A 13,956-nucleotide genomic window follows, 5' to 3' on the forward strand; every position below is an offset into this window, starting at 1 on the left:
CCGGTTCTCACGTGGCGCCGGTCGCCCGCGTGAACGACCCGTACGCGCGAGTCGTACGTTCTCACGCGCGAGCCGTACGTTCCGGGGCGCGAGTCGTCCGTTCTCACGCGCGAGTTGTCCGTTCCGGACCCGCGAGTTGCACGTTCCCGCCCGCCTGGTCCCACTGTCCGGCACGTCGGTTCCAGATCACGAGACAACAGGCCTGGGTAAAGCACGTGAAGGCCACCTTCACCACGTCTCACCTCAGGGTCCCGGCGAAGTCGGGCGCCGGGCGTGAGCAAGGGAGCTTTACTGGCGAAGAAGGGTAGTAAAGCTCCCTTGCTGTCTTACGGGTGTGGCTGGTGGGGCTGCCGTGGCCCGCGATGCCAGCGGGACGCCTGGGATCGCGTGAAGGCCGAGTTCCTGTCGCCAGACGTGATGAAGGTGGCCTTCACGTACCCGTCACGCGGGCACACCTGCCACACCGGCACCAGCCAGCACACCCACCCCACCAGCCACCACGAACGAGACAACACCCCGCCGCCACCAACGGCACCATACTTGCGCAAGACGCAACCACAGCGCCCCTGCCCACGGCCCCAGGCCGTCGCCGCCCACGACCATGCCGAGGCCCTGACGTCTCACGTGGTGAAGGTGGCCCTCACGTGCTTGTACGGGGGCCGGAGGGTCAGCCAAGCTGCGTCTCGAACGCCAGCCGGTCACCGCGGAACAGGGACCGCACCCGCTCGAACGGCGCGCCGTCCAGCGTCCACGACACCCGGTGCAGCAACAGCATCGGCAACGCCGGGTTGGTGCCGATCAGCAACGCCTCCCTCGGCGTGGCCAACACCGTCTCCACCCGCTCCCGCGCCCCGGCGAACTCCACGCCGAGCCGCTCGGTGAGGCAGGCGTAGAGCGACTCCGCCGGATCGAACACGTCGAGCAGCGTGGGAAACCGGGCGGCGACCAGGTAGGTCGACTCCAGCCCCACCCGCTCACCGTCGGCCAGCAGGACGCGTTCGATGTGCACCACCTGCTCCCCCGGCTCCAGCCGCAGGTCGGCGGCGACCTCGCCGGCGGCCGCCAGCCGTTCCATGCTGATCAGCGTGCGCCCGGGCCGCACACCCTGGTCGCGCAGCCCCTCGGTGTAGCTCACCAGTGCCAGCGGCTGCACCAGTTTCGGCCCCGCGACATAGGTTCCGCTGCCCTGCCTGCGGATGAGCCTGCCCTCCAGCACCAGCTCGCTCACCGCCTGCCGGACGGTGGCCCGCGACACCGCGAACCGTTCACCCAGTTCACGTTCGGTGGGCAGGGCGGCGCCCTCGCCCAGCTCGCCGATCAGCTCCAGCAGGCCGACCTTGACCGCGTAGTACCGCGGAACACGGCCGTGCTCGGGGACCCCGTTGCGGACCGGCCCGCCCGCGGCGTGCTCGTCTGTCACACCGGCGGAGCCTAACGCAGCGTCCCCAGACGGTCCACAGTGGACGCGAAGTCGGCCACCAGCTCGCCCATGATGTCGGCGACCGGCCGTACCCTGTCCATCCGGCCGACGATCTGCCCGACCGGCATGGACACCACCGACGGGTCGCCCGCGGCGGAAATCCGCTGGTGCGCCTCGGCGACCAGCAGATTCTGCAGCGGCATGGGCAGCGGCGCGGGCGCGTCCGGTGCCGACCACGCCTCGGTCCAGCGGGTCCGCAGCAGCCGGGCCGGCTTGCCGGTGTAAATGCGGGTGCGCACGGTGTCGGCCGACCGCGCGGCCACCAGCGCGTCCTGCATCGCGCTCGCCTCAGCCATGCCGCGCCGGTACTCCTCGGTGGCCAGCCAGAACGACCCCATCCACACACCGGACGCGCCCAGCGCGAGCGCGGCGGCCGCCTGCCTGCCCGAGCCGATCCCGCCCGCCGCGAGCACCGGGGCACGCTCGCCCACGGCGTCGACGATCTCCGGCAGCAGCACCATCGACGCGATCTCGCCGGTGTGCCCGCCGGCCTCGTAACCCTGCGACACCACCAGGTCCACACCGTTGTCGACATGCCGCATGGCATGGTCGACCCGGCCGGCCAGCGCGGCGACCGGGACGTCGTGCGCGTGTGCCCGCTCGATGACGTCGACCGGCGGTGAGCCCAGTGCGTTGGCGATCAACGCGATCCGGTGGTTCAGCGCGACGTCCACATGGGACCGTGCCACCGAATGCAGCCAGCCGAGCACACCGCCACGTTCGGCGGCGCCGTCGGGCAGTTCGGGTACCCCCAGCTCGGCAAGGGTCCGCTCGACGAACGCCCGGTGCTCCGCCGGGATCAGCTCACCGAGGTCGCCCGCCGAGCCCTCGGCCGGCACGGCCGCCGGCATCACGACGTCGACGCCGTACGGCCTGCCGCCCGTGTTGTCGTCCATCCAGTCCAGCACCCGGTCCAGTTCCTCCGGGTCGTTGAACCGCACGCAGCCCAGCACGCCGAGCCCGCCGGCGCGGCTGATCGCGGCGGCGACGTGCTCGGACGGCGTGAAGCCGAAGACGGGGTACTCGATGCCGAGCCGGTCACACAACGTCGTTCGCATGGCTCACACCCGCCGCGCGTGCTCGGCGGCGTACTTCTGCGCCCAGGTGTAGTCCGGTTTCCCGCTCGGGGTCCTGCCGACTTGCTCGGCCACCCAGATGCTGCGGGGCACCTTGTAGCCGGCCAGCTGGGTGCGCACGTGGGCCTCCAGCGCCGCCAGGTCCAGCTCGCGCCCGTCGCGTGCCTGGACGACCGCGGCCACCCGCTGTCCCAGCCGCTCGTCGGGTACGCCGATGACCAGCGCGTCGAAGACGTCCGGGTGCGCCTTGAGCGCGCCCTCGACCTCCTCGGGGAAGACCTTCTCGCCGCCGGTGTTGACGCACTGCGACCCGCGGCCCAGCAGCGTCACCGTGCCGTCGTCCTCGTAGCGGGCGTAGTCGCCGGGGATGACGTAGCGTTCCCCGCCGATCTCGACGAAGATCGTCTTCGACTTGTCCGGGTCCTTGTAGTAGCCGAGCGGGACGTGTGCACGCCGGGCGAGCCTGCCGGTGGCGCCCGGAACGGCCTCGACGACGTTGTCCTCGTCGTCGAGCAGGACCGCCTGCGCGCCCATCGACACCCGCGGCCCGGCCGTGTGGTCGGCGTCCTTGCCGACCACACCGATGCCGGTGAAGCCGCTCTCCGAGGAGCCGATCGCGTCGGTGAGCACCACGTTCGGCAGCTCGCCGAGGAAGTCCTGCTTGACGCTGTGCGAGAACAGCGCCGCGTGGCTGGACACCGCTACCAGTGACGACGCGTCGTAGTCGCCGCCGCGGTAGGCCTCGATCAGCGGGCGGGCCATGGCGTCGCCGACGATCGTCATCACCTGGACCCCGTGGCGCTGCACGGCTTTCCAGATCTCGTCCGGGTCGAACTGCGGCACCAGCACCACCGTGCTGCCGCCGAACATCGCGCCGAACGCCGCCCACTGCGCGGCGCCGTGGATCAGCGGGGCCACCGGCAGCCGCACCAGCGCGCCGTCCTTGCCGCGCTGGGCCAGCGTCCACTCGTCGGGGATGTACTCGCCGGTGACGAAGTCGATCCCGCCGCCGAGCGCGCGCCAGACGTCCTCGTGGCGCCACAGCACGCCCTTGGGGTAACCGGTGGTGCCGCCGGTGTAGAGGATGTAGAGGTCGTCGCCGCTGCGCTCACCGAAGTCGCGGTCCGGCGAGCCCTCCGCCATGGCCGTCTCGTAGTCGATGCCGCCGTAGCGGGTGTAGTCGGCGTCGCTGCCGTCCTCGACGGCGATAACGTGTTTCAGTTTTTCGACATCCGGGAGTACCTCGGCAACGAGGTCCGCGTACCGGCGCTCGTGCACCAGCGCGACCAGGTCGGAGTTGTCGAACAGGTACCGCAACTCGGCGGCGACGTAACGGTAGTTGACGTTGATCGCGATGGCCCGCAGCTTGTATGCGGCGTACATCGTTTCCAGCGCCTCGATGGAGTTCCGGGAGTAGACGCCGATGTGGGCGCCGGCGCCCACGCCGTGGGCCGCGAGGTGATGGGCCATGCGATTGGCCCTCGCGTCCAGCTCGGCGTAGGTGACCTGCCGATCACCGCAGGCGACCGCGATGCGGTCGGGCACGGCGTCGACGGCGTGCTCGAAGAGATCCGCGATGTTGAGAGCCACCCCATGAAACTAGAACATGTTATCGTTCGGGGCAATGGGCAGCGGACGGAGGGACCACGGATGGCGGACGCGCTGATCGACCGGGACGGCCCGGTGCTGATCGTGACCATGAACCGGCCGGAGGCACGCAACGCCATCACCGGCGAGATGATGGCGATCATGACCGAGGCGTGGGACCAGGTGGACCGCGACCGCGACATCCGCTGCTGCGTGCTGACCGGCGCGGGGGGTGCGTTCTGCGCGGGCGCCGACCTGAAGTCCATGGCCCGCAACTCCCCCGGCGACGCCTACGAACGCGGATCCTGGGACCCCAGCCGCATCGACGGCCTGCTCAAGGGACGCAGGCTGACCAAGCCGCTGATCGCGGCCGTCGAAGGGGTCGCGATCGCGGGCGGGACCGAGATCCTGCAGGCGACCGACATCCGGGTGGCAGGCGAGAGCGCCCGGTTCGGCGTCTCCGAGGCCCGCTGGGGCCTGTTCCCGATGGGCGGATCGGCCGTGCGGCTGCCCCGGCAGATCCCCTACACGGTGGCCGCCGACCTGCTGCTGACCGGACGGCACATCACCGCGGCCGAGGCCCGCGACGCCGGGTTGATCGGTCACGTCGTGCCCGACGGCACCGCGCTGGAGCGGGCGATGGAACTGGCCGGCCTGGTGGCCGCCAACGGCCCGCTGGCCGTGGCGGCGATCCTGCGCACCATCCGGGAGACCGAGGGCCTGCCGGAGAACGAGGCGTTCGCCATCGAGGCCAAGCTGGGCGCCGCCGTGTTCACCAGCGACGACGCCAAGGAGGGCCCGAAAGCCTTCGCCGAGAAGCGCAAGCCCGACTTCCAGGGTCGCTAGGCCGTGTTTCATAAGTCTGTTCGATGGGCTTCGTGATCCAGGTGGTTCCTGGCGGTGCGGGCGGATCGCCCTCGTACTGGGCCGTACTCGGGCGCATCCGCCCGTGCCGTCCAGGGGCCGCCTGGGCGCGAAGACCGCGAACGTGACTTGTGAAACACGGCCTAGGCCCAGTACGGGTCGCGCAGCTTTCGCTTGTACAGCTTGCCGTTCGGGTCGCGGGGCAGCTCGTCGGCGAAGTCCACGCTGCGCGGCAGCTTGAACTTCGCCAGCCGGGTCGCGGCGTAGTCCAGCAGCTCGCGGGCCAGCTCGCCGGACGGCTCCACGCCCGCGGCGGGCTGCACGACGGCCTTCACCTGCTCGCCCCAGTCCTCGTGCGGCACGCCGAACACGGCCACGTCGAGCACCTTCGGATGCAGCACCAGCTCGTTCTCGATCTCGGCCGGGTAGATGTTGACCCCGCCGGAGATGATCATGTCGCTCTTGCGGTCGTGCAGGAACAGGTAGCCGTCGGAGTCGATGTGCCCGACGTCGCCGAGCGTGAACAGATCACCGACCCGTGCCTTCTCGGTCTTGGCCTTGTCCCGGTGGTACTCGAACGTCGACGTCCCCATCCGCAGGTACACGGTCCCGACCTCGCCCGGCGGCAGTTCCTCGCCGTCGTCGTCGAGCACCTTGACCGTCGAACCCGGCCACGGCCTGCCGACCGAACCCGGCTTGCGCAGCCACTCCTCGCCACTGATCGCCGTCCCACCGCCCTCGGTCGCGGCGTAGTACTCGGTCACCACCGGGCCCCACCACTCCAGCATGCGCCGCTTGACCTCCGGCGGGCACGGCGCCGCGCCGTGGATCATCGCGCGCAGCGACGAGGTGTCGTAGCCCGCGCGGACGTCGTCGGGCAACGCCAGCAACCTGCGGAACTGGGTGGGCACGACGTGGCTGTGCGTCACCCGGTACCGCTCGATCAGCCGCAGCATCTCCTCGGCGTCCCACCGGTCCATCAGCACCGCCGGATGCCCCAGCTGCAGCGAGATCGCCACGAAGTTGAGCACCGCCGTGTGGTACAGCGGCGAACCACACAGGTGCACGTGGCCGTCGAACGGCTCCAGCCCGAAGATGCCGAAGAACCAGGTGGTCTGCGGCGTGACCGCGTCCGGGTCGGCGCCGGTCAGCGGTCGGCGCACGCCCTTCGGCCTGCCCGTCGTGCCCGACGTGTACAGCATCGGCGACCCGGCCGTCCGCGGCCCGGGCCTGCCCTCGCCCTCCCCCGCGCCCAGTTCCTCGATCCGGCGGAAGCCCGGCACGTCACCGACGGCGAACCGCGTGTGCGCGCCGATTCCGGCCTCGTCGGCCGCCGCCACCGCGACGTCGGCGAACCGCTCGTGGGCGAGGAACGCCTTGGCCTCGCTGTCGGCGAGAATGTAGGCCACCTCGGGCGCGACCAGGTGCCAGTTGACCACCACGACGTAGAGCCCGGTCTGGATGGCGGCGAAGTAGGCGGCGACCAGCTCGACGCCGTTGGGCTGCAACACGACGACCGAGTCGCCGGTGTTCAGCCCGAGCGCCCGCAGGCCACGGGCGTACCGGTTGGCCTTGGCGGTCAGTTCGCCGTAGGTCACCTCCGTCCCGTCCGGATCGACCAGCGCGAGCAGCTCAGGCCGCTCGGCGGCGATGTTCCACAGTCCGATCGTCGTCACAGGTGCGGCCATACCCTCGAATCTAGAACGTGTTCCACTTACTGGCAACAGCTACCTTGCCGCCGATTCGAGAACGTGTTTCACTTCGAACGTGACGATCACCGAACCACCGCTGTCAGCTCCGCTGGACGTGGGATTCGACTACACCCGCTCGGTCGGGCCGGTGCTCGGCCGGTTCGTCAACGCCCTGCGGGAACGCCGCGTCCTCGGCGTCCGCGGCTCCGACGGCCGGGTGCACGTCCCGCCGCCGGAGTACGACCCGGTCACCGCCGCGCCGCTGTCGGACTTCGTCGAGGTCGCCACGACCGGCACGGTCGTGTCCTGGTCGTGGGTGAACGACCCACTCGACGGGCAGCCGCTGACCCGCCCGTTCGCCTGGGCGCTGGTCCGCCTGGACGGCGCCGACACCCCGCTGCTGCACGCCGTCGACGTCGCCGAGCCCGCGGACATGCGCACCGGGATGCGCGTGCGGGTGCGCTGGGCCGCCGAACCCGTCGGGCACATCCGCGACATCGTCTGCTTCGAACCGGAGTCCCCCGCCGCGGACTACGAACCCGCGCAGGCACCGGCGGCGCCGCCGGTCGCCGAGCGCGCCGAGGGCGCGCCGGTCGAGATCGTCATCACGCCGGTCCACCTCAGCTACCGGCACTCCGCCTCCCCCGAGGAGAGCAGCTACCTGCGCGCACTGGAGCAGGGCAGGCTCATCGGCCAGCGCTGCCCCGCGTGCCACAAGGTCTACGTGCCGCCCCGCGGCGCCTGCCCCACCGACGGCGTGCCCACGACCGAGGAGGTTGAACTGCCCGACACCGGCATCGTCACCACCTTCTGCGTGGTCAACGTGCCGTTCCTGGGCCAGCGAATCAAACCGCCCTACGTCGCCGCATACATCCTGCTCGACGGCGCCGACATCCCGTTCCTGCACCTGGTCCTGGGCTGCCCCGCCGACCAGGTGCGGATGGGCATGCGGGTGCGCGCGCAGTGGAAACCCCGCGACCAGTGGTGGACGACGCTGGAGAACATCGACCACTTCGCGCCCACCGGCGAGCCCGACGCCGAGTACGAGACGTTCGCACACCACCTGTGAGAGGCCGAGCATGACCGAGGTCGCCGTCGTCGGATTCGCCCAGGCACCCAACGTGCGCGAGACACCGGGTACCACCAACGGCGTGGAGATGCTGGTACCCATCCTCGCCGAAGCGTACGAGCAAACCGGACTGTCCAAAAGCGACATCGGATTCTGGTGCTCTGGCTCGTCGGACTACCTGGCCGGGCGGGCGTTCTCGTTCATCGCCGCGGTCGACGCGATCGGCGCGTTCCCGCCGATCCACGAGTCGCACGTCGAGATGGACGCCGCGTGGGCGCTGTACGAGGCGTGGCTGAAGATCCGCATGGGAGAGGTCGACACCGCGCTGGTGTACGGCTTCGGCAAGTCCTCCGCGGGTCAGCTGCGCCGGGTGCTCGCGCTGCAGCTGGACCCCTACGTCGTCGCGCCGCTGTGGCCGGACTCGGTGAGCATCGCCGGCATCCAGGCCCGGCTCGGACTGGACGCCGGGCTGTGGACGGAGAAGGACCTCGCCGAGGTCGCCGCCCGCAGCCGCGCCGACGCGCAGGCCAACCCGTTCGCCCAGCGCCGCGGCGCGGCAGGCGTCGCCGAGCTGCTGGCGGAGCCGGTCGTCGCCGACCCGTTGCGGGCACACGACATCGCGCCGGTCACCGACGGCGCCGCCGTCGTCGTGCTGGCGTCGCTGGAACGGGCCCGCGACATCGTCGAACGGCCCGCCGTCATCACCGGGATCGAGCACCGGGTCGAGTCGCCGGTGCTCGGGGCCCGCGACCTGACCCGCTCGCCGTCGACCGAGGCCGCGGGCGCCGCCCTCGGCGCGTCGGACGTGGAGATCGCCGAGCTGCACGCGCCGTTCACCCACCAGGAACTGATCCTGCGCGAGGCACTGGGCCTGGACGGGTCGGTGCGGATCAGCCCGTCCGGCGGTGCGCTGACGGCCAACCCGATGTTCTCCGCCGGGCTTGCCCGCATCGGCGAGGCGGCCCGGCAGATCCTCACCGGCAACGCCACCCGCACCCTGGGCCACGCCACCAGCGGGCCAGCGCTGCAGCAGAACCTGGTCGCCGTGCTGGAAAGGGCAGCCTGATGGCGAAGAAGCTGACCGCGGTGCTCGGCACCGGCCAGACCCACCACAAGGCCAAGCGGACCGACGTGTCCATGCCCGGCCTGATCCGCGAGGCCGTCGACAGGGCGCTCGCCGACGCCGAGACCGACTGGTCCCAGATCGACGCCGTCGTGCTCGGCAAGGCACCGGACCTGTTCGAGGGCGTGATGATGCCCGAACTGTTCCTCGCCGACGCGCTCGGCGCCACCGGCAAACCGCTGCTGCGCGTGCACACGGCCGGCTCGGTCGGCGGGTCCACGGCACTGGTCGCGGCCAGCCTGATCCAGGCCGGTGTGCACCGGCGCGTGCTGACCGTCGCCTACGAGAAGCAGTCCGAGTCCAACGCCATGTGGGGCCTGTCCATCCTGCCGCCGTTCCAGATGCCGGTCGGCGCCGGTGCCGGCGGGTACTTCGCCCCCCATGTGCGGTCCTACATCCGCCGTTCCGGCGCGCCGGAACACGTCGGCGCGATCGTCGCGGCCAAGGACCGCCGCAACGGCGCTCGCAACCCGCACGCGCACCTGCGCCAGCCCGACATCACCGTCGAATCGGTGCGGACCTCGCAGATGCTGTGGGACCCGATCCGGTACGACGAGACCTGCCCGTCCTCCGACGGCGCGTGCGCCATGGTGCTCGGCGACGAAGCCGCGGGCGACGCCGTACCCGGTGGCGCGGCGTGGATCCACGCCACCGCCATGCGCACCGAGCCGACCACGTTCGCCGGGCGCGACCAGGTCAACCCCCGCGCCGGCCGCGAGGCCGCCGCCGAGCTGTGGCGGCAGGCCGGTGTGGACGATCCACTGTCCGCTGTGGACGCAGCGGAGATCTACGTGCCGTTCTCCTGGTTCGAGCCGATGTGGCTGGAAAACCTCGGCTTCGCCGCCGAGGGCGAGGGCTGGAAGCTCACCGAATCCGGCGAGACCGGCCCGGACGGGCGGCTGCCGGTCAACCCGTCCGGCGGCGTGTTGTCCTCCAACCCGATCGGCGCGTCCGGCATGCTGCGCTTCGCCGAGGCGGCCCGGCAGGTGATGGGCCGCGCGGGCGACCACCAGGTCGACGGCGCCCGCCTGGCCATGGGCCACGCCTACGGCGGCGGCTCCCAGTACTTCTCCATGTGGCTGGTCGGCGCGCGCAAGCCCGCCTGACCCGGGGCCCGGTCGCGTCCCGAAGCACGTGAAGGCCACCTTCATTACGTCTCACGTCAGGGCCCCGGCGAAGTCGGATGGTCCGGAACGCGTCATTCGCGTTCCGGAAAGCGAGACTCGCGTTCCTGAGCACGAGACTCGCGGCGAGTGGTCGGTTGGCGCGGGTGCGCCGTTCACGGGCTGGGACGCCGGGTCCGGATGGTGAGTGTCGTGTTCGGGAACGCGAATGACGTGTTCAGGAACGCGAAACACGCGCTCCGGCCCGGCAGGGCCGCGCGAACGGCCCGTTCGGCCAGGCGCGTACGGATTCGTTCCGTGATCTGGAACCGGCGTGCCGGACAGTGGGACCAGGTGGGCGTGAACGTACAACTCGCGCGTCAGAACCTACGACTCGCGCCCCAGAACGTACGACTCGCGCGAAAGGACCGTTCGCGCGGGCGACCGGCACGAGGTGAGAACCCGGTCCACATCGTGAGTTCTGCGCTCACGCACGCGAGTTCTGCTTTCCGGCACACGAGTTCTGCACTCGAGCCCACCCAACTCGCCCTGCCGCACCCTGGACCTTGCCGGGGCCGTGGCGTCTCACGTGATGAAGGTGGCCTTCACGTGCTCCGGCCGGGAACCCGCCACACACGAACGTCCCCTTCGGACCCGCCGGGCGGGCGAAAGGGACGTTCGTGGAAGCTGGATCCCCCGTGTCAGCCAGTATAGGAGACGGGGTAGTGCTTGATTCCGTTGAGCCAGCCGGAACGGAGACGCTCGGGCGGGCCCGCCTCGCGGATGCCGGGCATCTGGTCGGCGATGGCGTTGAAGATCAGGTCGATCTCCAGGCGGGCCAGGTTGGCACCAATGCAGTAGTGCGAACCGGTGCCGCCGAAGCCGACGTGCGGGTTGGGGTCGCGCAGGACGTCGAACCGGCCCGGATCGTCGAACACCTCCGGGTCGAAGTTCGCGGAACTGTAGAACATGCCCACCCGGTCACCCTTGCGGATCGTCTGGCCGCCCAGCTCGGTGTCCGCCGTCGCGGTGCGCTGGAAGACCACCACCGGCGTCGCCCAGCGGACGATCTCGTCCGGCGCCGTCTTCGGCCGCTGCTGCTTGTACAGTTCCCACTGCTCCGGATGATCCAGCAGCGCCTTCATCCCGTGCGTGATGGCGTTACGGGTGGTCTCGTTACCCGCCACCGCCAGCAGAATCACGAAGAAGCCGAACTCGTCCGACGCCAGCGCCTCACCGTCCACATCAGCCTGAATCAGCTTGGTGACGATGTCGTCCATCGGGCACTTGCGCCGCTCCTCGGCCATGTTCCACGCGTAGCCGACCAGCTCCGCCGACGCCGCGATCGGCTCGACCTCGTACTCAGGGTCGTCGTAGGCCACCATCTGGTTGGACCAGTCGAACAACTTCAGCCGGTCCTCCTGCGGCACACCCAGCAGCTCCGCGATCGCCTGCAGCGGCAGCTCACACGCTACATCCGTCACGAAATCGCCGTGCCCCTTGGCCTTCGCCGCGTGCACGATCCGGTCGGCCCGGTCCCGCAACGCGTCCTCCAGCCGCGCGATCGCCCTCGGCGTGAAACCCTTCGACACGATCCGCCGCAGCTTGGTGTGCTGCGGCGCGTCCATGTTCAGCAGCACCAGCCGGTTGGCCTCCAGCTGGTCCTCGGTCATCGACTCGTCGAACCGGATGATCGCCGTCTTCTCCCGCGAGGAGAACAACTCGCTGTCCCGCGACACCGCCTTGACGTCCTCGTGCCGCGTCACCACCCAGAACCCGTCGTCGCGGAACCCCGCCACGTTGTGCGGCTGCGGATTCCACCACACCGGCGCCGTGCGGCGCAGCTCGGCGAACTCCGCCATCGGCAGCCGCTGGGCATAGACGTCCGGGTCGGTGAAGTCGAACCCGGTGGGGATCAGCGGAGTGGCCACGGCTACCTCCGTCGTCGTGGAACACGTTCTACGAATGGATTGAAGCATACGGTGTTTACTAAAAGAAGAGTTTGAGTGAAACCCGTTTACTTCATCGATTAGGATCTTGTAACTCCTGGTAGAGCGCCCGCAACCGCATGACACCTCGAATGGCGGTTGACCAGGCTGCACCTTGCTCAAATCGAGAACGTGTTCTACTTTCTGAGTAGCCGCTTACCCGAGCCCAGGAGGACGCCGTGGGAGACCCCGTTGTCGTCGAGGCCGTCCGCACGCCGATCGGCAGGCGCAGGGGATGGCTGTCCGGCCTGCACGCCGCCGAACTGCTCGGCGCCGCCCAGGCCGCCCTGCTCGAACGAGCAGGCCTGGACCCGGCCGAGGTGGAACAGGTTATCGGCGGCTGCGTGACCCAGGCGGGCGAGCAGTCCGGCAACGTCACCCGGACCGCCTGGCTGCACGCCGGCCTGCCGCAGACCACCGGCGCCACGACCGTCGACGCCCAGTGCGGCTCGGCACAGCAGTCCACCCACCTGATCGCCGGCCTCATCGCCGCGGGCGCCATCGACGTCGGGATCGCCTGCGGGGTCGAGGCCATGAGCCGCGTGCCGCTCGGCGCCAACCGCGGCACCGACGCCGGTACCCCCAAACCCGACACCTGGTCGATCGACCTGCCCAACCAGTACCAAGCCGCCGAACGCATCGCCCGCAGGCGCGGGCTCGACCGCGGCACCGTGGACGCCTTCGGCGTCGCCTCCCAGGCCAAGGCCGCGGCGGCCTGGGAACAGGGCCGGTTCGACCGCGAGGTCGTCCCGGTCAAGGCACCCCGGCCCGAGGGCGGGACCGACCTGATCAGCAGGGACCAGGGCCTGCGCGAGACCACCGCCGACGGCCTGGCCGCACTCAAGCCCGTACTCGACGGCGGCGTGCACACCGCGGGAACGTCCTCGCAGATCTCCGACGGCGCGTCGGCCGTCCTGCTCATGGACGCCAGCCGCGCCAGGGCACTCGGGCTGCGACCGCGTGCCCGCATCCGCGCCCAGGTCCTCGTCGGCGCCGAGCCCTACTACCACCTCGACGGCCCGGTGCAGGCCACCGAACGCGTGCTCGCCAAGGCGGGCATGACGATCACCGACCCGGACCTGTTCGAGGTCAACGAGGCGTTCGCCTCCGTCGTGCTCTCCTGGCAGCAGGTGCACCAGCCCGACCCGGACCGGGTCAACGTCAACGGCGGCGCCATCGCACTCGGTCACCCGGTGGGCAGCACCGGAACCCGGCTGCTCACCACCGCACTGCACGAACTGGAACGACGCGACGCGGCCACCGCACTGGTCACCATGTGCGCGGGCGGCGCACTGTCCACCGCGACAGTGCTGGAACGGCTATAACGCGTCGGCCAGCCGGTGCCGGCCACCCCGCGGCCGCCAGTGCCTGCCCCGGCGGGGCAGATCGGGCCCGCCCGGCGCGATGAAGTCCGGGTGCAGCCCGGCGAACTCCACCGCGGTGATCCCCATCCGCACGACATAGCGGATCTCGCCCCGCCGCATCTCCACGTCGCGCAGCCGGCCCTCCTCGCGGAAACCCAGCGTCCCGTGCAACGCCAGCGACGCGACGTTGCCGCCGTAGACGCTGACCTCGCACTTGCGGTACCCCCGCCCGAACATGTACGCGAGCAGAACCGTGATGGCGTCCGAGGCGTAACCGCAGCGCCGATGCGGCTCCCCGATCCCGATGCCGTAGCTGAACCAGCCGGAACGCGAGTCGACCGGACCGGCCGAGATCGACCCGACCACCATCCCGCCCCGCAACGTCTCGATGGCGAACCGCAGATCACCGTCGCCCCGGTGCGCCGCCCAGTGCCGGTACCCCGCCGCCCCGGCGGAACCGGCCAGATCCCGGTCGAACCCGGCCAGCGTCCTGCGATCCACGGCCTCGATCTCGCGCAGCCTGACCTTGCGCCCCACCGGGTAGGGCGAAGCCGGAGCAGCGGACCGCCACGTCTGCAGCATCATCGGCGACGACAATAGCGTTGCCCCGG

11 protein-coding genes are annotated in these 13,956 nt (G+C 70.6%); 5 read left to right on the forward strand and 6 right to left on the reverse strand.

Annotated elements, in window-relative coordinates; translation table 11 throughout:
* Nucleotides 1-667: 667 nt before the first annotated feature.
* Genes EWH70_RS15610 through EWH70_RS15620 form a run of 3 tightly spaced genes read right to left on the reverse strand, consistent with a single transcriptional unit; the run spans nucleotide 668 to nucleotide 4,146 of the window.
* Nucleotides 668-1,420 (reverse strand): GntR family transcriptional regulator, encoded by a 753-nt coding sequence (locus EWH70_RS15610; protein WP_130476113.1) that lies wholly within the window; start codon nucleotides 1,418-1,420, stop codon nucleotides 668-670.
* A gap of 11 nt (nucleotides 1,421-1,431) precedes the next feature.
* On the reverse strand, nucleotides 1,432-2,538 hold the full coding sequence (locus EWH70_RS15615; protein ID WP_130476114.1) for an NAD(P)H-dependent flavin oxidoreductase: 1,107 nt from the start codon (nucleotides 2,536-2,538) through the stop codon (nucleotides 1,432-1,434).
* 3 nt (nucleotides 2,539-2,541) lie between these two features.
* Complete coding sequence (locus EWH70_RS15620) at nucleotides 2,542-4,146, reverse strand: acyl-CoA synthetase (protein WP_130476115.1); 1,605 nt, start codon at nucleotides 4,144-4,146, stop codon at nucleotides 2,542-2,544.
* A gap of 60 nt (nucleotides 4,147-4,206) precedes the next feature.
* Between EWH70_RS15620 and EWH70_RS15625 the strand changes: the two genes are divergently transcribed.
* Nucleotides 4,207-4,989, forward strand: coding sequence for a crotonase/enoyl-CoA hydratase family protein (locus EWH70_RS15625; protein WP_130476116.1), 783 nt, complete (start codon nucleotides 4,207-4,209; stop codon nucleotides 4,987-4,989).
* 161 nt (nucleotides 4,990-5,150) lie between these two features.
* Here the strand turns inward: EWH70_RS15625 and EWH70_RS15630 are convergent, their stop codons facing one another.
* On the reverse strand, nucleotides 5,151-6,695 hold the full coding sequence (locus EWH70_RS15630; RefSeq protein WP_130476117.1) for an acyl-CoA synthetase: 1,545 nt from the start codon (nucleotides 6,693-6,695) through the stop codon (nucleotides 5,151-5,153).
* Between the two features lie 85 nt (nucleotides 6,696-6,780).
* Here EWH70_RS15630 and EWH70_RS15635 point away from each other — a divergent pair, with 85 nt between their 5' ends.
* Genes EWH70_RS15635 through EWH70_RS15645 form a run of 3 tightly spaced genes read left to right on the forward strand, consistent with a single transcriptional unit; the run spans nucleotide 6,781 to nucleotide 9,996 of the window.
* Nucleotides 6,781-7,767: a Zn-ribbon domain-containing OB-fold protein gene (locus EWH70_RS15635; protein WP_130476275.1), complete on the forward strand. Its 987-nt coding sequence runs from the start codon at nucleotides 6,781-6,783 to the stop codon at nucleotides 7,765-7,767.
* A gap of 10 nt (nucleotides 7,768-7,777) precedes the next feature.
* Entirely contained in the window at nucleotides 7,778-8,833 is a 1,056-nt protein-coding gene (locus tag EWH70_RS15640; protein WP_130476118.1) for a thiolase domain-containing protein, read from the forward strand.
* Nucleotides 8,833-9,996, forward strand: coding sequence for a thiolase domain-containing protein (locus tag EWH70_RS15645; RefSeq protein ID WP_130476119.1), 1,164 nt, complete (start codon nucleotides 8,833-8,835; stop codon nucleotides 9,994-9,996). Before EWH70_RS15640 ends, EWH70_RS15645 begins: the two co-directional genes overlap by 1 nt.
* A gap of 698 nt (nucleotides 9,997-10,694) precedes the next feature.
* On the opposite strand, the gene EWH70_RS15650 is transcribed toward EWH70_RS15645, so the two are convergent.
* Entirely contained in the window at nucleotides 10,695-11,924 is a 1,230-nt protein-coding gene (locus tag EWH70_RS15650) for a cytochrome P450 (protein ID WP_165436288.1), read from the reverse strand.
* A 236-nt stretch (nucleotides 11,925-12,160) separates the two neighbouring features.
* On the opposite strand from EWH70_RS15650, the gene EWH70_RS15655 reads away from it, so the two are divergent.
* Nucleotides 12,161-13,306: a steroid 3-ketoacyl-CoA thiolase gene (locus tag EWH70_RS15655; protein WP_130476121.1), complete on the forward strand. Its 1,146-nt coding sequence runs from the start codon at nucleotides 12,161-12,163 to the stop codon at nucleotides 13,304-13,306.
* On the opposite strand, the gene EWH70_RS15660 is transcribed toward EWH70_RS15655, so the two are convergent.
* On the reverse strand, nucleotides 13,301-13,927 hold the full coding sequence (locus EWH70_RS15660) for a GNAT family N-acetyltransferase (protein WP_130476276.1): 627 nt from the start codon (nucleotides 13,925-13,927) through the stop codon (nucleotides 13,301-13,303). The genes EWH70_RS15655 and EWH70_RS15660 overlap by 6 nt on opposite strands.
* Between the last annotated feature and the right edge of the window lie 29 nt (nucleotides 13,928-13,956).

It is taken from the genome of Amycolatopsis suaedae, assembly GCF_004214935.1.
In the GTDB taxonomy this organism is placed as follows: Bacteria; Actinomycetota; Actinomycetes; order Mycobacteriales; family Pseudonocardiaceae; genus Amycolatopsis; species Amycolatopsis suaedae.

What these genes read in the sequence shown, in the direction of transcription:
- EWH70_RS15615 (WP_130476114.1), bottom strand. Translation starts at nt 2,538, where the DNA reads ATGCGAACGACGTTGTGTGACCGGCTCGGCATCGAGTACCCCGTCTTC.
- EWH70_RS15625 (WP_130476116.1), top strand. Translation starts at nt 4,207, where the DNA reads ATGGCGGACGCGCTGATCGACCGGGACGGCCCGGTGCTGATCGTGACC.
- EWH70_RS15630 (WP_130476117.1), bottom strand. Translation starts at nt 6,695, where the DNA reads ATGGCCGCACCTGTGACGACGATCGGACTGTGGAACATCGCCGCCGAG.
- EWH70_RS15640 (WP_130476118.1), top strand. Translation starts at nt 7,778, where the DNA reads ATGACCGAGGTCGCCGTCGTCGGATTCGCCCAGGCACCCAACGTGCGC.
- EWH70_RS15645 (WP_130476119.1), top strand. Translation starts at nt 8,833, where the DNA reads ATGGCGAAGAAGCTGACCGCGGTGCTCGGCACCGGCCAGACCCACCAC.
- EWH70_RS15660 (WP_130476276.1), bottom strand. Translation starts at nt 13,927, where the DNA reads ATGCTGCAGACGTGGCGGTCCGCTGCTCCGGCTTCGCCCTACCCGGTG.